Annotated in this window: 20 protein-coding genes and 1 riboswitch; of the genes, 6 read left to right on the forward strand and 14 right to left on the reverse strand. The window is 55.9% G+C overall.

Annotation, left to right across the window (positions count from 1 at the left end):
* The first annotated feature begins 257 nt into the window (after positions 1–257).
* Positions 258–2405 (forward strand): methyl-accepting chemotaxis protein, encoded by a 2148-nt coding sequence (locus ACXAIA_RS00720; protein WP_475347653.1) that lies wholly within the window; start codon positions 258–260, stop codon positions 2403–2405.
* Between the two features lie 76 nt (positions 2406–2481).
* Here ACXAIA_RS00720 and ACXAIA_RS00725 read toward each other — a convergent pair whose 3' ends face one another.
* Positions 2482–3489: a complex I NDUFA9 subunit family protein gene (locus ACXAIA_RS00725; protein WP_475348227.1), complete on the reverse strand. Its 1008-nt coding sequence runs from the start codon at positions 3487–3489 to the stop codon at positions 2482–2484.
* 208 nt (positions 3490–3697) lie between these two features.
* On the reverse strand, positions 3698–4603 hold the full coding sequence (locus tag ACXAIA_RS00730; RefSeq protein WP_475347654.1) for an SDR family oxidoreductase: 906 nt from the start codon (positions 4601–4603) through the stop codon (positions 3698–3700).
* 289 nt (positions 4604–4892) lie between these two features.
* On the opposite strand from ACXAIA_RS00730, the gene ACXAIA_RS00735 reads away from it, so the two are divergent.
* Positions 4893–5708, forward strand: coding sequence for a tetratricopeptide repeat protein (locus tag ACXAIA_RS00735; RefSeq protein WP_475347655.1), 816 nt, complete (start codon positions 4893–4895; stop codon positions 5706–5708).
* Positions 5709–5760: 52 nt separating this feature from the next.
* Entirely contained in the window at positions 5761–6843 is a 1083-nt protein-coding gene (locus ACXAIA_RS00740) for a substrate-binding domain-containing protein (RefSeq protein ID WP_475347656.1), read from the forward strand.
* A gap of 49 nt (positions 6844–6892) precedes the next feature.
* On the opposite strand, the gene ACXAIA_RS00745 is transcribed toward ACXAIA_RS00740, so the two are convergent.
* From ACXAIA_RS00745 to cobU, 9 genes are all read right to left on the reverse strand, one after another.
* Complete coding sequence (locus ACXAIA_RS00745; RefSeq protein WP_475347657.1) at positions 6893–7705, reverse strand: class I SAM-dependent methyltransferase; 813 nt, start codon at positions 7703–7705, stop codon at positions 6893–6895.
* A complete protein-coding gene (locus ACXAIA_RS00750; RefSeq protein ID WP_475347658.1) occupies positions 7702–8376 on the reverse strand; it encodes a glutathione S-transferase family protein in 675 nt (224 codons plus the stop codon). Before ACXAIA_RS00750 ends, ACXAIA_RS00745 begins: the two co-directional genes overlap by 4 nt.
* A gap of 206 nt (positions 8377–8582) precedes the next feature.
* Positions 8583–10106: a cobyric acid synthase gene (locus ACXAIA_RS00755; protein WP_475347659.1), complete on the reverse strand. Its 1524-nt coding sequence runs from the start codon at positions 10104–10106 to the stop codon at positions 8583–8585.
* Positions 10107–10145: 39 nt separating this feature from the next.
* Positions 10146–10772 carry a cob(I)yrinic acid a,c-diamide adenosyltransferase gene (gene cobO / locus ACXAIA_RS00760; protein ID WP_475347660.1) on the reverse strand — a complete coding sequence of 209 codons (627 nt, stop codon included), beginning with the start codon at positions 10770–10772 and terminating at the stop codon, positions 10146–10148.
* 53 nt (positions 10773–10825) lie between these two features.
* Entirely contained in the window at positions 10826–11638 is an 813-nt protein-coding gene (locus tag ACXAIA_RS00765) for an endo alpha-1,4 polygalactosaminidase (protein ID WP_475348228.1), read from the reverse strand.
* Between the two features lie 137 nt (positions 11639–11775).
* Positions 11776–12477 (reverse strand): hypothetical protein, encoded by a 702-nt coding sequence (locus ACXAIA_RS00770; RefSeq protein ID WP_475347661.1) that lies wholly within the window; start codon positions 12475–12477, stop codon positions 11776–11778.
* A 186-nt stretch (positions 12478–12663) separates the two neighbouring features.
* Positions 12664–16428 (reverse strand): cobaltochelatase subunit CobN, encoded by a 3765-nt coding sequence (gene cobN, locus ACXAIA_RS00775; protein ID WP_475347662.1) that lies wholly within the window; start codon positions 16426–16428, stop codon positions 12664–12666.
* 99 nt (positions 16429–16527) lie between these two features.
* Positions 16528–17568, reverse strand: coding sequence for a cobalamin biosynthesis protein CobW (gene cobW, locus ACXAIA_RS00780; protein WP_475347663.1), 1041 nt, complete (start codon positions 17566–17568; stop codon positions 16528–16530).
* Between the two features lie 44 nt (positions 17569–17612).
* Positions 17613–18152, reverse strand: a complete 540-nt coding sequence (gene cobU, locus ACXAIA_RS00785) for a bifunctional adenosylcobinamide kinase/adenosylcobinamide-phosphate guanylyltransferase (protein WP_475347664.1) — start codon at positions 18150–18152, stop codon at positions 17613–17615.
* Between the two features lie 58 nt (positions 18153–18210).
* A riboswitch (cobalamin riboswitch) is annotated at positions 18211–18401 on the reverse strand.
* A gap of 520 nt (positions 18402–18921) precedes the next feature.
* On the opposite strand from cobU, the gene ACXAIA_RS00790 reads away from it, so the two are divergent.
* Positions 18922–19596, forward strand: a complete 675-nt coding sequence (locus ACXAIA_RS00790) for a hypothetical protein (RefSeq protein ID WP_475347665.1) — start codon at positions 18922–18924, stop codon at positions 19594–19596.
* Positions 19597–19606: 10 nt separating this feature from the next.
* Here the strand turns inward: ACXAIA_RS00790 and ACXAIA_RS00795 are convergent, their stop codons facing one another.
* Together ACXAIA_RS00795 and cobS are read right to left on the reverse strand one after the other, a co-directional pair.
* On the reverse strand, positions 19607–20209 hold the full coding sequence (locus ACXAIA_RS00795) for a histidine phosphatase family protein (protein ID WP_475347666.1): 603 nt from the start codon (positions 20207–20209) through the stop codon (positions 19607–19609).
* 32 nt (positions 20210–20241) lie between these two features.
* Entirely contained in the window at positions 20242–21066 is an 825-nt protein-coding gene (gene cobS, locus ACXAIA_RS00800) for an adenosylcobinamide-GDP ribazoletransferase (protein ID WP_475347667.1), read from the reverse strand.
* A 194-nt stretch (positions 21067–21260) separates the two neighbouring features.
* Between cobS and cobT the strand changes: the two genes are divergently transcribed.
* Positions 21261–22295, forward strand: a complete 1035-nt coding sequence (gene cobT, locus ACXAIA_RS00805) for a nicotinate-nucleotide--dimethylbenzimidazole phosphoribosyltransferase (RefSeq protein ID WP_475347668.1) — start codon at positions 21261–21263, stop codon at positions 22293–22295.
* A 45-nt stretch (positions 22296–22340) separates the two neighbouring features.
* Here the strand turns inward: cobT and ACXAIA_RS00810 are convergent, their stop codons facing one another.
* A complete protein-coding gene (locus tag ACXAIA_RS00810) occupies positions 22341–23570 on the reverse strand; it encodes an EAL domain-containing protein (RefSeq protein ID WP_475347669.1) in 1230 nt (409 codons plus the stop codon).
* A gap of 232 nt (positions 23571–23802) precedes the next feature.
* Here ACXAIA_RS00810 and ACXAIA_RS00815 point away from each other — a divergent pair, with 232 nt between their 5' ends.
* Positions 23803–24759 (forward strand): UDP-glucuronic acid decarboxylase family protein, encoded by a 957-nt coding sequence (locus ACXAIA_RS00815; protein ID WP_475347670.1) that lies wholly within the window; start codon positions 23803–23805, stop codon positions 24757–24759.
* Positions 24760–24773 lie beyond the last annotated feature (14 nt).

Here is a 24773-nt window from a genome sequence, read left to right on the forward strand (position 1 = left end):
CCAAAACTCCCCGGGGTGGAATTTCAGTGCGATGAGGGGCGGAATTCTCAAACATTTCACTAAACTCTTCCACGCGAGACGATTAATCTTGCAAGCGCTTCGCGGCTTTTGAATAGTTCCCCCGTGGGGCGGATAACACGTTTCCGCTGCAATCATAATTGCGCGATCTGTTATCCGACATTGGGAAAACGTCCTTAGGTCCGAAGCAAAGGCAAAAGCCGCCGGACAAAATATGTGCCGTTGGGGGAACTTTATAAATGACTGGCAACCTTGGTTTGCGAGGACGCTTGATGATGGCAATTGTGCCCATCGCGTTGCTCGCCGTTATTGCAGCAGCACTGGCCGTTTTTGCCTTTCGCATCACGCAAACACAACAATCCGTCGTCTCGAACGAAGCCATTCCGGCCCTTGTCACTGGACAGGGGCTTTATGCGCGTAGCAACCTGGTCAGCAACATCGCGCGTAACGTTGCGGTCGCCCAGAACGCAGAAGAAATCGAAGCCGTCAGCGCCGAACTGGATCAGATTGCATCTGCACTGAATGAAGATATCGCGGTCCTTGGCGCGCTTGGCGTTGATGCCGGCATTCTTGGCGAGTTTTCCAGTCAGACGGAAATGCTGGTTGGCAATATCCACGACCTTAAAGACATGCAGACGTCCCTGTTTGCCAATGCGGTCGAAACCCAGGCTTTGCTTGAGCAAATCGTCACCGGCGCCAATGCAATCGAAGCATCGGCACGTACACTCAACACCGATGCCAATATGGCGCTGACCAACAGTGCGTCAGCACTTTATGCCTTGGTCGGACGCCCGGAGCAGACAAACGAGGCGTTTGATACGCTTGATAAGCTTCTCGATGTTGATGCGCTTGATGCCCAGAATATGAGCGATCTGCGCGCCATCGCGTTTCAGATCCCGGGCCTTGCAGAACAGGTCGTCGCCGCGCGCGACAATGATGCCCTTGATAAGGTCAAGTTCGCCATCAACCCGATCCTGACCCAACTGCAAAAAGGCATCGATCTGATGCCCAACCCAGAGGCCAAGGAAGCAGCCCAGGCGACCCTGGCCGAATTGCAAGCAGCCCTTGATCCGGCCAAGCCCAAAAACCTGTTTTCGCTACGTCAGGCGGAATTTGCCACGGTGGCCGAACTCAACACCATTCTGAATGAAAATGGGGCGATCACCGAACAGATCGCCCAAACGGCCGAGCGCCTTCTGGGCGACATGCGCACAAAGATCGACGTCGCCAATAGCGGCGTGGCAACGACCATTGCAACAGCCGAAATCATCATGATCATCGTGGCGATTGCCGCCATCGTCATTTCGACCCTGATCCTGTGGCTTTATGTCAGCCGCAACCTTTTGCGTCGCCTGATTGGTCTTAATGGCGCGATGACGCGTCTGACCAAGGGTGACCTTGACGCCGAGGTCAAAGACAGCGGATCGGACGAGATTGCTGATATGGCCCGTTCGGTTGAGACATTCCGTGAAAACGCTCGTGAGGCCGAACGCCTGCGCGCGCAAAACAAGGAAGCCGAGGAACGCGCCGAAGAACAACGTCGTACGGCCCTAAATGAAATGGCCGACGGATTTGAAAGCTCGGTCAATTCGCTGGTGACGGAGCTTCTGACGGCCGTCAATGAAATGCGCGACACGGCGGATAATATGGAACGCAATGCGGGCGATAACGTCACCCGCGCGGCCGAGGTCAACGAGGCATCCCAGAACGCATCAAGCAATGTCAGTTCGGTGTCATCTGCGACCGAGGAACTATCAGCCTCCATCCGCGAGATCGAACGACAAGTTGCCAAGGCCGAAGAGATTTCACAAACCGCCGTCACCGAGGCCCAGAAATCCGATGAAACCGTTCGCCAGATGTCAGAAACGGCCGATCGCATTGGCGAGGTGATCGAACTGATCACCACCATTGCCGATCAGACCAACCTACTGGCGCTGAATGCTACCATCGAAAGTGCGCGGGCCGGGGATGCTGGCAAGGGCTTTGCCGTTGTCGCCAACGAGGTCAAAAATCTGGCGTCGCAAACCCAGCGCGCCACCGAGGATATCAGCCAACAAATCAGCGAAATGCGCGAAGTCAGCAACCAGGCCGTCGAAATGATTTCGACAATTGCCCGAACAATCGGCGAAATTGACAGCATTTCAAGCTCGATCGCGGCAGCCATGAGCCAACAGGGTGCTGCGACGGGTGAAATTGCCAGCGGATCGGAAGAAGCCGCCAATGGTGTGCGCCATGTATCGGAAAACATGGCCAACGTTTCGCGTGCGGCCGAAGAATTCCGCGAAATGTCGGGCTCTGCCCGATCGGTTGCCGAAGACCTTCTGGCCAAGGCACACAGCCTGCAGACAGAAGCCAACAACTTCGTCACCCGTGTGCGCAGCGAATAGAGTTCGCCAAGGGTATCTCAATAAAAAACCCCGCCGATATGTCGGCGGGGTTTTTCGTATCTTTGGCTTTCCGGCCTTAGACGAAACGGCGGAACTCGCCGGATTTGCGCGGCGGGCAGAAACGTTTCAGATAGGACGGTGCAATCGCTTCGAGGCTGTTGGGCGTAATGCCAAGTTCGGCAAAACCTTCTGCGCTTTCGGACACCACGTTATCGGTTTTCAGCAACCGGACCTGATCGGGGGTCAGCGGCGGGACCGGCAGGAATTGCAGGAAGAATGCCTTGATCGAGGCCAGCCAGAACGGAACCGGCATCAGAATGGCGCGTTGACGGGTGAAGCGCAGCATGTCCTGAAGCAGTGCCATGAAGGACAGGGTTTCCGGCCCGCCCAGCTCATAGGTCTTGCCAGCAGACTTGCCTTCGGTAAGCGCAGTAACAAAGGCATCGGCAACATCGCCAACATAGACCGGCTGGAATTTCGGACCACCTTCGCCATGCAGATCGACCTTGCCTTCGCCAAGATCAACTTTTGGCAGGCCCGGCGCACCGACAACCGGCAGAACCGGCGAGAAACGCGCCATTGTGGCGAATTTGTTCAGGAAGTTGTCATTCGGACCAAAAATGACCGACGGGCGGAAAATTATCGCATCCGGGAAGACCTCGCGCACGGCCTTTTCACCGGCCAGTTTCGAAGTCGCATAGTTGGCAGAGGTGTTTTTATCCACACCCAGGGCCGACATGTGCAGAAGCGTTCTTACGCCCGCTGCCTTGGCTTCCTCGGCAATACGTTTGGCCGCCTTGACGTGGATGTTGAGGAAATTCTTGCTGGCGCGCTCATAAAGAATACCCAGCAAGTTAATGACTGCTTCGGACCCTTCGATCGCGTCCTTGATGCTGTCTTCGTCGCGGACATCGCAATGGACCGGAACAACCTGGCCCAGATAGCCCATCGGTTTGAGCTTTTTGACGCGCTCAAAACTTCTGGTCGGGACACGAACGATAAAATCACGTTCCAGCAGACGCTTGACGATATGACGTCCGACAAATCCGGTGCCGCCAAAGACGGTTACAATACGACGATCCATGCTTGCTCTCTCCTTGCCGGTCGGGAAGATGCGGACGATATCCACATCAGGTGCCGATACGCGGTGGCTTTGGGGTTCGGAAGACCACGCCATCCGAACCGAATTTGATCCTGTGGACAATCATATTGTGCCCTAACAGAAGACGATATGAGTGTCCGCAGGCACTTGCGGTTATATACGACGCAAAACCCGCGTCAACAATGCGGTTTTATGAAACAATTTCGTCTTTGACCTGCGATTTGGCCAATATTTCATCATAAAGTGCCATCAAACCGGCCCGATAATCCGGATAACGCAGCTTTACGCCCAGTTCCTGCTTGATCCGTGCATTTGAAACCCGCTTGTTGTCTTCATAAAAGCTTGCCGCCATCGGGCTGAGCTTGGCGGTGGCGAAATCCTGTTCGGGCGGCGGATCCACACCCAAAAGGCCGCAGGCATGGGCAATGACATCCTGCGGCGGGGCCGCCTCATCGTCACAAACATTATAAGCCACCCCGCAATTGGGGTGCTTTAACGCGGCCAGAACCGTCTGGGCGATGTCTTCGACATGGATGCGCGAAAAGACCTGACCGGGTTTGACGATCCGGCGCGCCCGGCCCGCGCGCAAGGTTTCAAGCGCATTGCGCCCCGGGCCATAGATGCCCGCCAAGCGGAAGCTTTGCACACACAAATCGTGACGACGGCCAAGGTCAAACCATGCTTTCTCTGCTGCGACCCGCCTGCGTCCGCGCTTGCCACTGGGGACAAGTTCATCTTCCTCGGTGACTTCGGCACCATCCCAATCGCCATATACCCCGGTGGTCGACAGATAACCAACCCATGTGCCTGCAGGCAGGCTTGCCAGATCGCCACCGTGATGATGGATCACCGGATCCCCCTGCCCGCCGGGCGGGGCCGAGGCCAGAACATGCGTCACGCCCTTAAGGGCCGATGCGATGTCTTTGATCGGGTGGTCGTCGGCAAAGATGAAGGGCTCGATGCCTTCAGCCTTTAGCTGCGCGGCCTTGTCGGTGCTCCGCGTGGTTCCGGCAATTTCCCAGCCGTCCGCCTGCAACGTGCGGGCAACAAGACGGGCGGAAAAGCCCAATCCGAAACAGAACAGCTTATTGGTCATCAAGGCACCTTTTGTAACGGCGAACATAGCGTTTGGGCACAGTAACGGCCCAGCGACTTACAAACAAAACCTTTTGGCAGCATGATTTGTTCCCGAAAACACACACACGTGTCAGGAACAACAATCATGATCTTGCCGTTTTCATGGTGTGAGACATGGTGTGGGACTCTGGGACTGTGAGACTTTCAAACTGTCAGTTTTCAGATATGCGCATTCAGGCATGGTCGATCGACCGACTGATCTTCTATGCTGGCGACCAGCAATTTTTGCCAAAGACGGAGCTTTATTCATGTCACGACTTTCCGGCACCTCGTTCCTTGCACGCGCCACAGGTTTGCTGTGTCTGGCGGGGGTGGTTGGCATCAGCGCTTACATGCCTGATGCCCGTGCCCAGACCGAAAGCAACGGCGGCATGACACAGGAAGAAAGCCAGCAATATCGCGACTGCATCAAGCTGGCCCAGCTCAAACCCGAAGACGGTTTCGAAAGTGCGATTGCCTGGCGCGACCTTGGCGGCGGGGAACCGGCTCGCCATTGCGTTGCCGTGGCCCTGATATCGCTTGGCAAATATGAAGAGGCCGCCACCCGCCTTGATGCGCTGGCCAAAGACAGCACCGCCGGACCGGGCGTGGTTGCCGGGATGCTGGCCCAGGCTGGCCAAGCCTGGATGATGGCCAATAACCTTGAATTTGCCTGGCGTGATCAAAGCCGCGCGCTTGAGCTGGTGCCCAATAACCCGCAGCTTTGGGTAGATCGTGCCATGGCGCTTGGCCTTGCCGGGGAATACTGGGAGGCGATTGATGACCTTAATGCCGCCCTTGATCTTCAGCCAGGCTATACCGAAGCCTTGATTTACCGGGCATCGGCATGGCGCCTGCTTGAAAGTTACGAATTGGCAATGACCGATATCAACAATGTTCTGGGGCAGGAACCCCAGAATGTGCAGGCACTTTTTGAGCGCGGCAAACTGCACCGGATTGCCGGCGATGATGATCTGGCACGGCGCGACTGGCTAACTGTCATAGAACTTTCAAACGGAACCCCTGTTGCCGACGCGGCAAAAGCGAATATAGAGAAGATGGATGTTCGCACCGGATCGGACTGACGGGGAACCGCCGGTTCAGAAAACAGGTTCGCGGTGATCGATTTCCTTGTATATGACCGGTAGAACCATTTACCGGACCATCACCGGCTACGTTTTGGGGGACGAAATGCGTCGCACGCTTGCCTTGGCTACCCTTGCCGCATCGATTGCACTTCTGACAGCACCTGCTGCAGAGGCCCGTGATCAGATCCGGATTGTCGGATCCTCGACCATTTTTCCGCTGACCACCAAGGTCGCCGAGCATTTCGCCAAAACCACCGGCGAACCGGCCCCTGTGGTTGAAAGCACCGGATCGGGCGGCGGTTTCAAGCTGTTTTGTGGCGGCATTGGCGAACAGTTCCCCGATATTGTGGATGCCTCGCGCCCGATCACGGGATCGGAAACGGCGATTTGTGCGGCGAACTCGGTCCGCGATATCAGTGAAATCAAGATCGGCTATGACGGCATTGTCATGCTGGGCTCGCGCGATGCACCAGCCATGTCGCTGACTGCCCGCCAGCTTTATCTGGCCCTGGCACGCACGGTTCCGGTCAAGGGTGCAAGCGTTCCCAACCCGCATGAAAAATGGTCGGATATCGACTCGAGCCTGCCGGATCTTAAAATCCGGGTTTATGGCCCGCCGCCAACATCGGGAACGCGCGATCTGATGGGGCAGCTGTTGCTTGATCAGGGCTGCTCGACATTTTCCGATATCGCAAGCCTTGAGGCATCGGACCCTGACAGCTTCCGCCTGCTGTGCCGCACACTGCGCGAAGATGGTGCCTATATCGAGGCCGGTGAGAATGACCGTCTTGTCATCAGCAAGCTTGAAAAAGACCCGACATCATATGGCGTGATGGGCTTTAACAACTTGGAGCGCAACCGCGAACGCCTGCAGGGGGTTCCGATCAATGGTATCGAGCCGGATTACGAAACCATCCTGGATGGCAGCTATCCGGCATCGCGCGCGCTGTATCTTTACGTCAAGGATGACCATCAGCAACTGGTCCAGAGCCTGGGCGCGTTCATTTCGACCTATGTTTCGGAAGCGGTCATTGGCGATGAAGGTTTGCTTGCCGATAATGGTCTGGTGCCGCTGACCAGTGACGAGCGCACGGAAACCATGACCAGTGCCGCGAAGTTTGCCGGCAACTGATCAGCACACTGATCGACACCGAAGTATATCCAAGATGAGCGGCCGGACATCAGTCCGGCCGTTTTGCCATCCAGACCTGATTGCTGGCATATTTCGGTGGATTGCCCTGAAAATCAGAAAATTCCGTTATCGAAATGAAACCGGACAGTTCCAGCATCAATCGCATTTCACTGCGATGCACCCAGCGCAGATGATGCCAGCACTCCTCACGCTTAATGACATCACCCTCATCGTTGATTTCTTCAAACCGCCAATGTTCGCTGAACTTCTGGGTCAGGGGATCGTTGGTGCGTTCCATCGCCGTGATGCGCAACCGACTGCCCGGCTGGCCGACACCCTCTGGCATCGGAAAGATCGGAAGTTCGACATGCTCCGGATCCCCTTCGGGCAGGCAATAGCGTAAATCCGGATCCATCAGGTCCAATGCAATCGCCCCACCCGGTTTCAGATGGGCAAAGGCGCGTTCAAGGGCGCGTCGCTGATCGGTTGCATCGGTGACTTCCTGAAGCCCGCGAAACGGGATAATCACCAGATCAAATTGCCGGCCCAGATCGAAGTCGCACATATTGCCGAGATGCCATGTCAGATCTGGGTAATTTGCGCGCGCCTGACCAAGCATCGCGGGGGATAGATCAAGCCCCTCGACCGCGATGCCGAGTTTGGCAATTGCGGCACTGATCCGCCCGGTACCACAGCCCAGTTCAAGCACGCCGTTTTCATGCGCAAGGCTTTCTGCCAGACGGGTATAGAAAGGAATGGGATCTTCAAAAATCTTGCGATCAAGATCAGCGCGAAGATCGTAACTGGCCGTATTTAGGCCTCCGGCAGGGTAGAATTCATCTGATACGGATGAATTCGTCATTCAAAATCCAGTTCCGCATAATGGCTCGACGGCGGGAAACTGGCCTGTCGGTCTGCCAGGATATCGCGCATGGCAGGACGGCTTTTGATCCGCATGTACCAGTCCTTGGCACGCGGATGTTTGGACCAGTTGATATCGCCCATATAGTCGATCACGGAGACCTGTGCGGCGGCAGCCAGATCGGCCATGGTCAGATGGTCCCCCGCCAGCCAGTTCCGGCGCTCAAACAGCCAGCCGATATAATCCATGTGATAGGCCGCATTGGTGCGCCCGGCGCGCAAGACCTTGGTATCGGGGGTGCCGGTCGAAAAGAAGCGTTTCAAAAGCTTCTCGCCCAACAAATGCTCGGTGACCTCGCGGTTGAATTTGCCATCAAACCACGCGACAAGACGGCGGATTTCGGCACGTTCCTTGGCGTCGGATCCGAACAGTTTCGGCTCGTCCTCATAGACTTCGTCGAGATATTCGCAAATCACAACGGAGTCACAGAAAACCGCCCCGTCCTCTTCGACAAGAACAGGGACTTCGCCTGCCGGATTAAGCAGCAGGAAATCGTCACGCCGCTCCCAGACCGGTTCAGCTGTGAGTTCAAAATCAAGCTTCTTCTCGGCCAGAACCAGGCGCACTTTGCGCGAAAAAGGTGAAAGCCAAAAATGATATAACTGACGCATAAACGTGAAGATACCCGATCAAGAATGAACGTTTCGCAAAGACCCGGCATGCGGGCGAAAACATTCCAATAACCGCAAATACATGGGTTCGTTTCCAACCCGGAACTGCAAAATATCTCAAACCATGCAACGCGGTTGAAGTAAAGGCTTAGAACGATTGTTGAATGCGAATTTCACGCCGACAGCTTGGAAAAACCGAAAACCCGCTATGACGTGCGGCTTTTGGCCAGTTCCAGCATGCCATCCAGATCAAGGCAGGCTTCCAGATGATCGGCCAGTTCATCGAGGGCGGCATCAATGCCGGCCTCGAAATGCATCGTCTGATGGGCATCCCCCGAGCGCAACCGCCCCAGAAAGGCATGGCGGAAATCATCGCTGCCAAAAAGGCCATGCAGATAACATCCCAAAACCCGGCCACCAGCACTGATGGCACCATCAGAAACGCCGTTGAGATCAAGCCAACTGCGTGCCCGATCCGGCCCATCTGTTTGACCCATATGGATTTCATAGCCCTCAACAGGTGTTCCGGTGGTAAGCCCGGCATGATCGCCAATGGTTATGCCGGTTGTTTTGCGCAGCGTCTTGTCGCCGGCCATGACGGTTTCAAGATCAAGCAGGCCAAGCCCGGCTTCGCTACCCGGGGCGCCTTCGACCCCATCCGGGTCATGGACCATGCGACCCAGCATCTGATAGCCGCCACAAATGCCGATCACATGTCCACCGCGCCGGTGATGGGCGAGAATATCGATGTCCCAGCCTTGTTCTTTCAGGAACCGAAGGTCAGCCATGGTGGATTTTGAGCCCGGCAGCAGCACAAGGTCGCAATCGCCCGGGATCACCTGACCTGGCTTGATCACCAGCAGCTCCACATCATCCTCGGCCGCCAGCGGATCAAGATCATCAAAATTGGCAATGCGGGGCAGATGCGGCACGGCAATGCGCAGAACTTCGCCTGCCTCATCCCCGGCTTCGCGGTGATATTTCCCGGCCTTTTCAAGCGCAACGCCATCTTCGGCCGGCAGCTTGTGTGCATTTGGCCAGTATGTTGCGATACCGTAACTTTTAAGACCGCAGGTGTCATGAATGATGCCGGTCGCCGGCTCAAACAGCGACACATCGCCGCGAAACTTGTTGATCACATAGCCCTTAAGCCAGCGGCGGTCATCGTCAGACAACAGCGCATGGGTGCCAACGATCGAGGCAATTACCCCACCGCGATCAATGTCGCCAACCAGAAGGACGGGAACCTGAACGGCCTCGGCAAAGCCCATATTGGCGATGTCGGATGCGCGCAGATTGACCTCGGCCGGTGATCCGGCGCCTTCGATCAGGACAAGGTCGGCATCACTTGCCATGACCTCGAAGCTTTCGACCACCTTGGGCAGAAGGTCGCGTTTGAGCCGGTAGTAATCACGGGCCTTGGCACTGGTCATGACCTTTCCCTGCACGACGACCTGCGCGCCGATATCACTTTGCGGCTTCAGCAGGACCGGGTTCATATGAACCGTTGTCGCAACGCCTGCCGCGCGGGCCTGAAGTGCCTGCGCGCGGCCAATTTCGCCGCCATCGTCGGTGACGGCAGCATTGTTGGACATGTTTTGCGGTTTGAACGGGCGCACCCGCAGGCCCCGACGCGCGTAAGCCCGGCACAATCCGGCCACCAGCAAGGATTTCCCGACATCGGAACCGGTACCTTGCAACATCAGGGCGGGAACAGATTGCGCACTCATTCCGGGTTCAAAACTTTCATACAAATGATCGGCGTCCGATCAAAATTCGACGCCGATCTGAGCCTTGATACCCTGTTCGCGGAACGGGTGTTTGACCATGGTCATTTCCGTCACCAGATCAGCCGCCTCGATCAGGGTATCCGGGGCATTGCGCCCGGTAAGCACGATGTGCTGATCAGGCAGTTTGTTGGCGAGTGCTTCAAGCACATCCTCAAGCGGCAGGAAATCATAGCGCAGGACGATATTGATCTCATCAAGGATGACCATCGCGTAGCTCGGATCACGCAGCATTTCCAAGGCCTTGTCCCAGGCTTCACGTGCCAGCGCGACATCCTGTGCACGGTTCTGGGTTTCCCAGGTAAAGCCCGCCCCCATGGCGTGGAATTCACAAAGATCGGGGAATTTTTTCAGAAGCTTGGCCTCGCCGGTTTCCCAGCCGCCCTTGATGAACTGAACAACCCCGACTTTCATGTCATGGCCGACACAGCGCATCGCCATGCCAAAGGCCGAGGATGACTTGCCCTTGCCCTTGCCGGTATGGACAATGATCAGGCCCTTTTTATCGATCTTCTGGGCCATCATCTTGTCGCGCGCAGCCTTGATTTTCTTCATTTTTTCATCATGGCGCGCGTTGACATCAACGTCAGCCTGGCTTTTGTCAGTCATTGTTTCTTCCCTTTGAAATGCCGCCCCAGAATGCGGCGAAAGGCCCCCCGGGATCAAGGGCAGTTTTGCGGTGCGTGATCAAGGTCTGTGCGCGCAATCACCCCTTGGAATCCGTGGGCATCCGACGCCGGGCAAAAGGCCGCCGCTTCGGCCCCTTCATCGACGTATTCGACAGCAAAAACCGGCTTTCCCTGCGCGACATAGGGATCAAATTCACCCATGAAACCCAGCCGATGGGCAGATTCCAACAAGGCAAAATCCATCTGATCGACAAGATCCGGCACAAGGTCGGCGGCATTTTTCTGCCCGATGGCAAGGCCGCGCCTGTGGGCTTGCTTGATCAACCAGTTCACATAGCGCAGCTGGTCTTCGCGCGTGATGTCAAAACCGGTTGGCTTGCTGCTTTGATCCGCTTCAAAGGCATCGATGTTATCAGGCTCAACCGCCAGAAACCCCTTGTCACGGCACAGATCAAGACGAGCTGTAATCACATCGGCAAAGCGTTCAAACCGGCTGATATCAAGCCAGTTTTCACCGTCCCATCCCCAATAGGGAGCGCCAATCACATCGCGTGGGTAGTCCCCGGCGTCATCCCTCCAGTCTTCAACCGCCCCGACATTGATATAGCAAATCGGATAAAGCCCAGAGGCCCGCCAGGCCGCGACCTGTTCGGCCAGTGTATCGAAAAGATCGACGCCGACCACGCGGATATTGTCATCCACATTAACCGGTCCTTGCAGTTGCCAGTGAAACGGGCCGCTTGGGATAGAAACCCGTTGCTTTGCATCCTCTGCCTCCGCGACTGCACCATGCGCCAGCAGAACGATACATATCGCTGCCGGTAGCCAAAAGGTTTTTGAAATCAAATTCTTCACGCGGTGTATCTGCCTGACCTGAAATGTTGGAGGCCAAGTTTGCCCGCCCACATCCGCCAAGACAATCCCGCAAACAAAAAGCGCGACCCGGAAGGTCGCGCCTTTGAAGTCGGTGAGAACAACCTGCGTTACAAGCTGACACCTTCACCGGTGGTCAATCCAAGGTCGCCGGTTACCAGGTCGGCCCATTTGTCGGGCTCGCGCATGTCGATATTGCGCAGTTCCGGGCGGCGCATCCGGGCCTTGTTAAACAGTTGCAATCGGTCACCGGGCGACATGCGGCGCAAACGGTGCAGCGCCTTGCGAACTGCGTCATTGCGGGCGGCAGGCGGGCTCTGGAAGCTTTTTTCGACCACCTCAAGGCGCTTTTCGAGCCAGTCACGACTGATTGCCACCTGTTCGATCAGGGTTTTGAAATCCCGTACCACCGGGAAATGATCAAGGCGCAGATGGGCAACGGCAATCGCCGTACGCCAGACCTGGCGTTCAACCCCTTGCAGGTAGCGCCAGTAAATCTTCACCTTGGCATTGATCTCAAATTTGCTCTGATCCGGACCGGGAAGATGGTGGGCAAGTTCCGTCATGCCAGCATGAAATTCATCGAATGTTACCGGGCGATGCACACCGTTAAAGCGTTCGCGGACGTCAAGGACCGCACGAATGGCCCCGCGTGCCGGGCGATAGCGCCCATTGCCGTGCAAGTCTGCACGCAGCCAGTCGGGCATATCGAAATCAGAAAGCAGGAAGTTGATGATATCTGCGTGCCTGCTGTGGGCAGGCATTGGAGTTTGCAGATAATCAGGCAAACGAACGTTGGTCTTGATCTCCATCGCGGCCTCCGATCTGTTCAATCAACCTGCTTCCCATGCAGGCGATCCGATAGGGGTGCCCCGTCCCTCACAACTTATTAACAGTTGGTTAATTGAGATATGGTGCGAAAACGTAACGTTTCAACTGCCCGGTTTGTTCCGACGGTAAAATTCCCGTGATTCCAATAACTAGGAACAGTTGCGCCTTTATCCCCCGAGATCGGCAGAAACACTGTTGCGGCGCGGTTGCCACAGCCCACGTTCAATCGCCTCATTCAGGCGATCCTTGATATCCTGAAGCGCATCGGGATTGTGATCGGCAATGAAATCGCGCACCTCGGCATCGCCAAGATAGGCGTCATAGACCAGATCAAAGTGATGATCGGCGACGCAGCGCGCCGTCGCGGCAAAGGCAAAAAGATAATCAACCGTTGCCGCCATCTCGAACGCGCCCTTATAGCCATGGCGCATCACGCCCTTGATCCATTTGGGGTTCACCACACGTGCCCGCACAACACGGGCGATTTCTTCTTCAAGGGTGCGGATTTTCGGGCTTTCGGGACGGGAATGGTCGCTGTGATAAACTGTGGGCTGTTTGCCCGAAAGGCTGCGCACCGCCGATGTCATTCCACCTTCGAACTGATAATAATCATCGGAATCCAGCAGATCATGTTCGCGGTTATCCTGATTATGGACAATCGCATCAACCTTGGCGAGACGGGTTTCAAACAGATCGCGGGCCGCTGTGCCCTCGGCCCCGTTGCCATAGGCATAGCTGCCCCAGGCAAGATAGGCATCGGCAAGATCGTCTTCGTCTTCCCAAAGCTTTTCGTCAATCATCGCCTGCAGACCGGCACCATAAGCACCGGGCTTGGAGCCGAATACGCGGAAGCCAGCCTGTCGGGCGGCCTGATCATCCGTGATACCTTGGTTGCGAAGTTTTTCGGCCTCGGCCTTTACACGTACGGCAATCGGATTGGTATCAGCCGGTTCATCGGTTTGGTCAGCCACCGCACGCACCGCACTGTCAAACAGATCAATCAGGCCCGGAAAGGCATCGCGGAAGAAACCGGAAATGCGCAAGGTCACATCAACACGCGGACGCCCCAGCACCGATGCCGGCATGATTTCAAACCCGGTCACCCGGCGCGATGCGCTATCCCATGTTGGACGAACCCCCATCAGGGCAAGTGCCTGTGCGATATCATCACCACCCGTGCGCATATTGCTGGTCCCCCAGACCGACAGGCCCAATGCATTGGGCCATTCACCGTGATCCTGCACATGGCGTTCCAGCAACAACTCGGCCGATTTCCAGCCCAACTGCCAGGCCGCCGGGGTTGGCACGGTGCGGGTATCGACCGAATAGAAATTGCGCCCGGTCGGCAACACATCCGGACGGCCACGGGTCGGCGCACCGGATGGGCCAGGTTCAACAAACTTGCCAGCAAGACCACGCAGAAGGCCTTCGATCTCGGCCGGGCCACAGCCGGTTACTGCGGGGCGGATATTTGTTTCGATATCAGAAATAACGTCACATACCGCCGACCAAGCCGGATTGGCCTTCACCGTGCCGTTCACCAGATCGCGTGCCAAAAGCTCAATCCGCTCCACGGTATCGCCGGTGGTGCGCCACGGCCCGATATCCCCCGCATCGTAGGCGGCCAGCACATCAGGCTTGGCACCCGGCCAGAATTCGGCAAAGGCACAATCAAGTGGATCAAAGGCCGGATCAGACAGAATATCCTTGGCAATCGCGCGATGCAGGGACGCCTTGGGACCGGTTTCCAACCCTCGCGGCAAACGGGCGAGGGCGACGAGAAGATCGGTCAGAAGGTCATCCTCCGGGGCCTTGCCATAAATATGCAGGCCATCACGGATCTGCAGTTCCTTGAGCTCGCACAGATAGTTATCAAGCTTCGCTAGCGCGCTTTCTTCGTCTTCGCCCGCTTCGATGCCGCAATCACGATCAAGTCCGATGCGGATCGCAAGTTCAAGGATGTCGCGTTTCAGGATCGCAAGGCGGCGGGGATCAACCGCAGCGGCATCATAATATTCATCGACCAGCGCTTCCAGATCCTTGAGCGGGCCGTAACTTTCTGCGCGCGTCAAAGGCGGGGTCAGATGATCAAGGATGACAGCCTGCGCACGGCGCTTGGCCTGTGTGCCTTCGCCCGGATCATTGACGATAAACGGATAGAAATGCGGCGTCGGACCAAAGACGGCCTCCGGAAAGCAGTCTTCGGACAGCGCCAGTGACTTGCCCGGCAGCCATTCCATATTGCCGTGCTTGCCAAAATGAATAATGGCATCGACGCCAAACACATGGCGCAGCCAGATATAAAAGGCGAAATAGTTGTGCGGCGGCACCAGGTCGGGCGAGTGATAGCTTTCAAGCGGATCGATGTTATACCCGCGCGCGGGCTGCAACCCAACCACCACATTGCCGAGCGGCAAGATCGAAAGGGCAAAGGCGTCCTGACCTGCCAGATAGAATGGATCCCTTGTCGGGTCGCCCCAGGCCTCAAACACCTGATCGCGGATGGATTGCGGCAGGGCATCAAACGCCTTTTGATAGTCCGTCCGGGACAAGGTCACGCGGATTTCACGGGTCGCAAGCGATTTGAAATCGTTGGTCGGCCCGGCCTTGATCGCCGCAATCAGGGCATCACCATCCGCAGGCAGATCATCAAGCGCGTATCCCTCGCCCTGCATGGCACGCAGCGTTTCGATCATGCCAGCCGGGGTATCAAGCCCCACACCATTGCCAAGCCGGGCATCCTTGTTGGGATAGTTCGCCATGACCATCGCAACCTTGCGCGCACTGCTGTCGGTTCTGCGCAAACGCACCCAGTTAGCAGCAAGTTCGGCGGTAAAGGCCACGCGATCGCGCACCGGGATGTATTTCACCAGATCAATCTGGGTCAGGTCATCCTTGCCCGCCGACCCCTTGAATGACACGGCACGTGACAGGATACGACCATCGACCTCGGGCAGGGCGACATTCATCGCGATGTCGCGCGCGGCCAAGCCATTGACGCCATCGCGCCAGGCTTCCTCGCCACCGCCGGACAACACCACCTGAAAGACCGGTGCATCGACCGCATCAAACGGCCCGCCTTTTCGTTCTGATCCCGGAACAGATATGGCAAAGCCGGTGGTATTAAGGATCAAATCCGCACTGGTTTCGGCCAGCCAATCCTCGACCAATGCGGCGGCCACCGGATCCTTGAGGCTGGCGACAAAAATCGGCAATGGATTCAGGCCGTTGGCGCAAAGTTCCTCAACCAGCGCGTCAATGACATCCAGATTGGCGGCCTGCACCAGCGAACGATAAAAGACAATTGGTGTAACCGGTTGATTCTTCACCCAGTTCGCCGTGATGTCATCAAGACTTGCCTGTGCCTTTCCCGGCCAATAGCCACCGGCCTTAACCAGCGGGGCGGCGGGTGACCAGTTCCAATTCACGTTTGAATTCAGGTTTTCATATATAAGGCGCAGTAAATTCTCGGAATTTTGTGGTCCGCCTTCGATCAGGTAGCGCCAGATATTCTGGTATTCACGCCCCTTGATGGTCGAAAGCAACAACAGCTCCGCATCAGGTTGATCATCACCGGGCAACAGGACCAAGGGAATGTCTTTGGCGCGCACAAGGGCAACCAGTTGTTCGATGCCATAATCCCAATAGCCACGCCCGCCCAGGATGCGCACGATGATGAATTTGGCATCAGAAAGCACATCCTCGATATAAAGATCGACCGACATGTTGTGGCCAAGCTGCAGCAAGCTTGCCAAACGCAAGGATGGTGTTGCATCCCCGAACGCCTCGACCAGACGGCCCTGTGCCCCGGCAAGACAGGCCAGCTCAGACTCGGCCGCAGACAGGATCACCACATCGCCGGGTTGCTGTCCAAGGTCGACGGCCTCACTGCCGTCGGTGACCATTCCGGGCTGGGCTGCCAATAGGTGCATTTGGGGATCCGTATCCTTGCGTCGTCAGGTCGAAAAAGGTGCCGAGACCGGATGCATTTTACAGCCGGTCTCAGGCAGGTTTCATCAGATCAAACAGGATCAGGCAGCCTTGATGGCAGCCACGATCGCATCGCGATCCAGGCCATGCAGACCAATCACCACCAGTTCCGACCGGCGCGTTTCCCCATCCGCCCACGGGCGGTCGAAATAGCGCTGGAAACGTTCACCAACACCCTGAACCACATGACGCATCGGTTTGCCCGGCACATCAAGGAACCCCTTGATCCGCAGGACATCGAACTGGCGCACAACATCAATCAGACGCTTTTCAAGGCTGGCCGGATCGCTGATCGCATCAAGGGCGACAACAAAGCTGTCGAAATCGTCATGGTCATGTTCGTGACCATCGTCATGATGGCTGGGCCGGCTATCAAGATCGTCTTCAGCTGCGGCACCAAGGCCCAGCAGGATCGCGTTTTCAACCCGTGAATGGTCGGTGGCGATGATCTTGACCGACGGCTTTTGAAGCTCCGCCCGGATATCGGCTTCGACCTTGCTGCGTTCGGCATCGCTCAGAAGGTCGGTTTTGTTCAGAACCACCATGTCCGCACAGTGAAGCTGCTCTTCAAACAGTTCTTCAAGCGGGCTTTCATGATCAAGATTGTCATCGGCTTCGCGCTGGGCCTGCACCGCATGATGATCATGGGCAAACAAGCCATCGCGCAGGGCGGCGCCATCAAGCACAGCCACCACACCATCGACTGTGACGCGCGAGCGGACTTCGGGCCAGTTAAACGCCTTTACCAGCGGTTTTGGCAGGGCGAGGCCAGATGTTTCGATAACGATATGGTCTGGTGGCGTATCACGATCAATCAGGTTCTGGATGGTTGGCAGGAAGTCATCGGCCACCGTGCAGCAGATGCAGCCATTGGCCAGTTCGACCACATCATCCTCTTCGCAGCCTTCGATGCCACAACCGTTGATGATGCCTCGATCAACACCGAGATCGCCAAATTCGTTAATGATCAGCGCAATGCGTTTGCCATCGGCATTTTCCAGCATGTTGCGGATCATGGTTGTTTTGCCAGCCCCCAGAAAACCGGTAATCACGGTTGCCGGGATTTTGCCCAATTGTGCCATTTCTGAAATCCTTAAAAATCAATTCTTTGAGTTGCTATATGTTGCTATTTGACCTGCATCGGAATGCCGGCCACCACAAGGGTGACCTTGTCTGCCAGCTCCGCGATGCGTTGATGCAGGCGCCCGGCATGATCACGAAAACTGCGCGCCATTGCATTTTCCGGCACGATGCCAAAGCCGACCTCGTTTGAAACAAAAAGGACCGGAACGATAAGTGTTGGCACCAGTTCACACAGTGCTGAGATCTCGGCATCAATGTCGCGATCTTCAAGCATCAGATTGGTCAGCCACAGGGTCAGGCAATCGACCAGAACCGGCTTACCGCCCGCGACGTTACAGGTCTGCAAAGCTGCACAAAGCGCAAGCGGTTCTTCGACAGTCTGCCAAAGATCGCCGCGCGATTGTTTGTGAAGATCGATGCGGTTGGCCATTTCATCATCCCAGGCTCGCCCGGTTGCGATATAGGTTCCCCCGCCCGCCTGATTGATGATGTTTTCGGCAAACCGGCTTTTGCCGGAGCGCGCCCCGCCAAGGATCAGATGCGTCCCGCCAAGGGGTGCAGAGGGGGGTAAAGTCTGGGTCATCCCGTTTATTCCTCGCCATGGCCTCCCACCGAGGCCCGATTGCGTCGCCACCATCAAAAGAATAGTGACACCTTCGGCAGGTTTCCTGGCTGCGGGCATGAAAGCGATCCGCCTTCCCGGTTGCCCGGTGGCTGGTCTGGCGCCATCGCGCCGACCCGGATCTCCCAACCCGATACAGTTGCGGGGGCAGCATCGGCCTTGCACCGATTTCCCATCACCGAACGGTGCGCCGAACCTATCAGGTTTGCCAAAAATGCCAAAGGTCATTCTGGGGACTTAACCCTTCGTTGCGCACACACCCTAATCGGAAGGTCAGTATTTGTAAGAATTGTCTGCTTGAGAGGTCATACCATTTCAGCCAACATCAAAACCGTTGCGCTGGAACTAGGGTCAGGACCTATTAATTTGATTTGAATGGCAGACGTTATATTTGCGAAATCCAAGGAAAAGCCTGCCGGGCGGGTTGGTATCCCGCACGAGGGATTTGACGCTGGAGTTTGCAAATATAACGTCTGTCCTTCGGATTAATCGGATTTGCACGGGCTAATTTGTCGTAAAACCTTGAAAGATAAATATCTTCCTGCAGTTTTACTCCGCGTATCCGCGCAAATCTGTTTAACCATTCAAACCAAATTAATAGGTCCTCACCCTAAAGACGGAAAAATCCGCAATCTGGCGAAAACCCGGGATTGAAAAGCACAAAACCCGGCTGGCAGCAGAAAAATCTGCGCCGAAACTCTTGGGGTAAACTGGAAGTTTGCAAGAACACATGGCTATACGCTCTCACCTATCGAAAATCCGACAGTTGAATGCGCCAACCTGGACCACTTCCTCTCGCAAGGACATGTGGCTGGGTTTGCTTGGTCGTTTGAACAGCCCGAACCCGTCCTTTCAGGACTTTCTTGAGGAATACGCCAACGAGGGCGAAGTCACGCTGGCACGGCGCGATGTCCGGGAAATCTTTGCAAAGGATGCCTCAAAGGGCGTGATCGCGACCATCATCTGGTCCCATGAACGGGGCATTCGGGTGAATGCGCTATCGCTGCTTGTACGCGACATGCCGACCCTTGTGACCCTGATGTCGATTGCCGATTTCGGGCAGGAAGAACTGAACGAACTGCTTTCACAGCCAGGCATTTCTGTTCCGACCGCAAGCAAGATGCTGTCGGCCTGTGGCAAAACCTATTGCGGCATGCCGGCCGCCATCATTGACGACACCATCATTCAGGTGATCGAAAGCGCGTCCTTTGCCGGCGACTTTCCGAATGTCGCCAAGCTCCGCGCAAAATCACGCAGTCGGCCGGTACCATACTATCAGGCCTATCTGCGGGATGTTTTCGATATTTGCGAAAAACATGACCTGAGCCCGGACATGGTGGACCGCTATCTGGCCGAACATGCCCTTGATGACATGGCATCAGACGTCGAACTGGCTTCTGCGTAACACGGCTTGGTTAAAATCGCTGATTAACGGCTGTCACGCGCCAACCGGGTTCTTCGACCTCGTCGATATATTCGAGTGTGGTCAAACCCAGCGTATCGACATGAAACGCCAGTGCCGCTTCAAGCGACAGGCCAAGTGCGTTGGCCAAAACCGCACGCACCGTACCGCCATGAAGAACAGCGACAATATCACGCCCGGCGAACGCATCGTTCAATCGTCCGAATACGGGCCCAACGCGCCCGACAACATCGGCGAAACTTTCACCCTTCGGGGGGTGCTGACGGGCAAAGTCCGTCCAGAAGCGTGTTGTTTCGCCCTTGGGCAAATCATTCCAGTTTTGCAGTTCCCAATCACCGAAATGCTGTTCGGCAAAACCACTTTCGCCCTGTGGGGCGACGTCGATATCCATGAAACTCTGCAGGCTTCGGGCCGTATCATGGGTCCGCGACAGGTGGCTGGTTACCCAAACCGCATCCCTTGGCAACTGCCCGGCAAGGGATGAGAGCGCCTTTTGATCCGTCAGATCAGCGGGCATATCGCTTTGGCCATAAACCAGTCGTTCGGGGTTTTTGACCGGGGCATGACGCACCAGCCACCAGCGTGTTGTTCTCATTGACTTCGTTATCCTTCGTATTCAGCCCACCATCAAATGACAGCGATAAAGGCAATCGCGACAAAAAGCTCGCTTACCAATTGGGTGGCGCCCAACACATCCCCTGTTTGACCGCCGATCTGCCATTTCGCCACCACCGCGACAAGACCAACAGCCAGAACCGCGCCCGCCAGAACCGCGATGGTCGCAATCAAGCCCGCCAAAACGAATGACAGGATGGCTGCGATAAGCACCGCAAGGCACGCCATCACCGGTTTTGGTGATCCCGCACCTTTGCCCAAACCATTGTCGCGCGCCGGCGGCAAAACATGCATCACAGCCGGCATGGCTGCGCGTGATGTTATGGCCATGACCAGAAACAGGATCGCTGCCTGTCCACTGTCACCGGCAGCAGATAACAGAACGATGCGCAGCCCAAAACACAGGATCACGGCAACGACGCCATAAGTCCCAATATGGCTGTCGCGCATGATTTCGAGTTTGCGCGCGCGTTCAAACCCGCCGCCAAACCCGTCCGCACAGTCGGCCATGCCATCTTCATGCATAGAGCCCGTCAAAAGCACCATACCTGCCAAGGCGATGATTGCGAAAATCAGGAGGTTGTCGGTCAATTGATAGACCAGCATTGCCGGCAGCATCGCAAACCCGGCCAGCAACAAGCCGACCAGCGGCCAGGACCATACCGATCTTGCGATCAATTCGGGGCGAAAGTCATGAATGCCGGTAACTGGCACCCGGCTCAGCAACGCCAGCGCCCGCCAAAAATCAGAAATAGGAGATGTCTTGATCGCGGCATCAGATCCTTTGCCAATATCCGCATCCGGGCCATTGCTGGCCTTCGAATCTGCGCTTTGCAAATTTGTTTCGTTTTGGTTATGATCTTTGGACACCATAAATTTCCGATTTTCAAACTGGCAATCTGTTGCGCCCGGGCCTAGTTTGGGCTGACTTCCTGAACCGCTTTAAACAATTGGTTTCCGAGCCTAATCCTTACCATCGCGGAAGCCAAGCGGAACACATCAAGCACCGATGCCGCCAGCCGGAGACCCACATGTTCAACCCGAAACATCCGCCGCAAAATCTTGCGGAAATTCGTGCCCTTCTCGCCGAACTTCCCGATGTCGACCAAGACGCGCAGGCCGCCGTTGCCGCGCGTGAACCGACATTGACCAAGCCTGCCGGGTCGCTGGGTCGGCTTGAGGATTTCAGCAAGTGGCTGGCCGGTTGGCAGGCCACTTCACGCCCGCGCATGTCACGCCCGCGCGTCACGGTCTTTGCTGGCAGTCATGGTGTGGTCGCCCAGGGCGTTTCGGCTTTCCCGGCCAGTGTGAACCAGCAGATGGTGGAAAACTTCATCAATGGCGGGGCGGCAATCAACCAGATTTGCAAATCGGTCGATGCGGAACTGCGCGTGATGGAAGTCGCCCTTGAAATACCGACCAACGATTTCGCCACCGAGCCGGCAATGGATGACGAAGGCTGTGCTGAGGCGATGGCCTTTGGCATGAGCGCGATTGAAAAGGGGCTGGATCTTTTTGTGCCCGGGGAAATGGGTATTGGCAACACCACCGCAGCGGCGGCAATTTCGCACGCGCTTTATGGCGGCGATGCCGCCGACTGGACCGGGCGCGGCACAGGGATTGATGACACGACCCTAAATCGTAAAACCCGTGTTGTGGGCGATGCCATCATTCTGCATAAAAACCAGATGCATGACGGGCTTGATGTTTTGCGCTGTGTCGGGGGTCGTGAAATTGCTGCCATGGCCGGTGCCATCATTGCCGCACGTTTTTCACGGGTTCCGGTCTTGCTTGATGGCTATGTTTCCTGTGCGGCGGCGGCGGTATTGGCCGCGATGCGCAATGACGCCCTTGATCACTGTCTGGTTGGGCATGTATCGGCAGAACCCGGTCATGCGCGCCTGATCGAGAAGCTCGGCAAGGAAGCGCTGATCAATTTCGGCATGCGTCTTGGCGAAGGATCGGGTGCAGCCCTTGCCATCCCGCTTTTGCGTGCATCGGCAGAATGCCACACCGGCATGGCAACCTTTGAGAAAGCCGGGATCGATGGCAAGGAAGATGCCTGATTTTCGGTTTCGATAGATCAAAAACCAATAGCGCCGTTACCGGCGCTATTTTTTTGTCCGTTCGTTCATCAGATGCTCGACATGGCGGCCCTGAAACATGGTGATGTTGATCGAATGGCCAAACTTGATGGCCCGTTCGTCATCACATCGGCACAGAATGACGCGGGTATCCCCAGATTCTGCCACGGCGGCGCGCATCGTTTCACGATGTTCGTCATCCATGTTTTCCATTTCCGGGTCCCACAGCATCTTGATCATATCAACGCCAAGCTTGTTGCGGTTGATATAGGGCAGGGACAGATGGCTGATGCCATCAATACAGATGCGATAACCACGATCCCGGCAGAAATCGCGGGCAAAGAAGAACGCCCCAAGGTCGGCAAAGATATCGATCTTTTGCAGCTCAAGCACAATCGTGCCGCGCTGACCGGCCTTGACGTTACTGTCAAAGGTCAGGAAATCCGGCGACAGCAGGGTAGATACATTCAGATTGATACTGACCGACCCGGTCACGGATGCGTCATTCGATCGCGTCAGAAGCGACAACATCCGACGATCCAGAATTTCGGTCAGATGCTGAAACAGCCAGCGGTTTGACAGCACATTGACGTCAGGCAGCAGAGTTTCCTGCAAATCCTTGATCGAAATGAACAATTCATGGAACACCGGCGTTGGATGGGCATCACCGACCACCGCACAAATCGCCTGGCGCCGCATCAGGTTGGACAGATCTGCCCGACGAAGCGATTCATCGATGCGCCCCAGAATTTTCGGGGTCAGCGGCGCGCGATCATCACTGAGTTCCGGGTGATCATTGTGACGTTCGGCGGCCTTGCTGACGATTTTGGGTCGATTGGCATTGGCGCGCACCAGCATCTGGGTCAGATGCAGGAATTCCTTATATTGCTGACCGACATCGTAATAGTCGGTGAAGGTTGCGGGAGCACCGCTTTCGTCCTTGCCGTCACTGATCAGCGGATCGTCATTGAACAGGAATTTCAGCCGGAAGATGACGGCATTGACCTCGTCCATCTCGGCTGCATCAAAGATGAAAATCAGATCCTGGTTGGACAGGGTGAAAATGCGTCCGGTGACTTCCGGCACGATTTCTTCAAACGCGCCAATGGCTGTCCGGATGTGATGGTCACGCCGGTTAAAGGGCAACAATTTGGAAAAATGCACATGGATCGCACCAACACCTTCCTTGCGCCGCTCAAGGCGTCGCACATAGTCAACGAGGAAGGCTTCGGGCGATGGAATTGAGCTATCAGACATGAATGCAATAACCAGAAGGTTGTTTTGACGGAATCACAGCCGCTAATCTGCCCGAACCACGATAACGCCCGTCCATTAACAGGTTATGTATTAGCATTCATAACCTTTGAAACCAAACGTGAATATCGGGCAATTTCGGACATATCGAGGAAACGATAAGTCGTAGCTTTCCGCCAACCAAGCTGCTAGTTTCAGCCCGTTTTGATGTCAGAGCGATAAGGTTAAAGACGATATGTGGCGACGCAAGCGCGTTTTGGTGACCGGTGGCGCAGGTTTCCTTGGTTCTCATCTGTGTGAACGCCTGCTTGAAGAAGGCAATGACGTCCTGTGCGTCGACAATTTCTTCACCGGCACCAAGGACAATATCGTCCATCTGCTCGACAAGCCGCATTTCGAGCTGATGCGTCACGATGTCACCTTCCCGCTCTATCTGGAAGTCGACGAGATTTATAACCTCGCCTGCCCGGCATCACCGATCCATTACCAACATGATCCGGTTCAGACGACAAAGACCAGCGTGCATGGTGCGATCAATATGCTTGGGCTTGCCAAGCGTGTTGGCGCAAAGATTTTCCAAGCCTCGACCAGCGAAGTCTATGGTGACCCGGAAATCCACCCGCAGACCGAAGATTACCGTGGCAACGTCAATCCGATCGGGCCGCGCGCATGCTATGACGAAGGCAAGCGCTGCGCAGAGACGCTGTTCTTTGATTACCATCGCCAGCACGGCTTGGATATCAAGGTCGCCCGCATCTTCAACACCTATGGCCCGCGCATGCATCCGCAAGACGGCCGTGTCGTTTCAAACTTCATCATTCAGGCACTGCATGGCGAAGACATCACCATTTATGGCGATGGTGAGCAGACACGATCCTTCTGCTTCTATACCGATCTGATCGAGGGATTTGTGCGCCTGATGGCGACGGATAAATCTGTTACCGGCCCGATGAACCTTGGCAATCCGCATGAAATCACCATTCGCGAACTGGCCGAACGTGTGATCGAAATGACTGGTGCCAAGTCCAAGCTGATCTTCAAGGATCTTCCGGCGGATGACCCTTTGCAGCGCAAACCCGACATTACCTTTGCGCGCAATACCCTTGATAGCTGGGAACCGACCGTGAAGCTTGAAGCGGGTCTGGGATCAACCATCGAATATTTCCGCGATTTGATTGCGAAACACGGCTGAGACGATTTAGCGAG

This window comes from Thalassospira sp. ABL2_045 (genome assembly GCF_056161285.1).

Excerpts from the sequence above, each read along its gene's own strand:
- ACXAIA_RS00755 (WP_475347659.1), bottom strand. The coding sequence starts at position 10,106 with ATGAGTGCGCAATCTGTTCCCGCCCTGATGTTGCAAGGTACCGGTTCC.
- ACXAIA_RS00815 (WP_475347670.1), top strand. The coding sequence starts at position 23,803 with ATGTGGCGACGCAAGCGCGTTTTGGTGACCGGTGGCGCAGGTTTCCTT.
- cobW (WP_475347663.1), bottom strand. The coding sequence starts at position 17,568 with ATGGCACAATTGGGCAAAATCCCGGCAACCGTGATTACCGGTTTTCTG.
- ACXAIA_RS00745 (WP_475347657.1), bottom strand. The coding sequence starts at position 7,705 with ATGACGAATTCATCCGTATCAGATGAATTCTACCCTGCCGGAGGCCTA.
- ACXAIA_RS00735 (WP_475347655.1), top strand. The coding sequence starts at position 4,893 with ATGTCACGACTTTCCGGCACCTCGTTCCTTGCACGCGCCACAGGTTTG.
- ACXAIA_RS00795 (WP_475347666.1), bottom strand. The coding sequence starts at position 20,209 with ATGAGAACAACACGCTGGTGGCTGGTGCGTCATGCCCCGGTCAAAAAC.
- ACXAIA_RS00790 (WP_475347665.1), top strand. The coding sequence starts at position 18,922 with ATGGCTATACGCTCTCACCTATCGAAAATCCGACAGTTGAATGCGCCA.
- cobU (WP_475347664.1), bottom strand. The coding sequence starts at position 18,152 with ATGACCCAGACTTTACCCCCCTCTGCACCCCTTGGCGGGACGCATCTG.
- ACXAIA_RS00750 (WP_475347658.1), bottom strand. The coding sequence starts at position 8,376 with ATGCGTCAGTTATATCATTTTTGGCTTTCACCTTTTTCGCGCAAAGTG.
- ACXAIA_RS00720 (WP_475347653.1), top strand. The coding sequence starts at position 258 with ATGACTGGCAACCTTGGTTTGCGAGGACGCTTGATGATGGCAATTGTG.
- ACXAIA_RS00730 (WP_475347654.1), bottom strand. The coding sequence starts at position 4,603 with ATGACCAATAAGCTGTTCTGTTTCGGATTGGGCTTTTCCGCCCGTCTT.
- ACXAIA_RS00810 (WP_475347669.1), bottom strand. The coding sequence starts at position 23,570 with ATGTCTGATAGCTCAATTCCATCGCCCGAAGCCTTCCTCGTTGACTAT.
- ACXAIA_RS00725 (WP_475348227.1), bottom strand. The coding sequence starts at position 3,489 with ATGGATCGTCGTATTGTAACCGTCTTTGGCGGCACCGGATTTGTCGGA.
- ACXAIA_RS00770 (WP_475347661.1), bottom strand. The coding sequence starts at position 12,477 with ATGGAGATCAAGACCAACGTTCGTTTGCCTGATTATCTGCAAACTCCA.
- ACXAIA_RS00740 (WP_475347656.1), top strand. The coding sequence starts at position 5,761 with ATGACCGGTAGAACCATTTACCGGACCATCACCGGCTACGTTTTGGGG.
- cobN (WP_475347662.1), bottom strand. The coding sequence starts at position 16,428 with ATGCACCTATTGGCAGCCCAGCCCGGAATGGTCACCGACGGCAGTGAG.
- cobT (WP_475347668.1), top strand. The coding sequence starts at position 21,261 with ATGTTCAACCCGAAACATCCGCCGCAAAATCTTGCGGAAATTCGTGCC.
- cobO (WP_475347660.1), bottom strand. The coding sequence starts at position 10,772 with ATGACTGACAAAAGCCAGGCTGACGTTGATGTCAACGCGCGCCATGAT.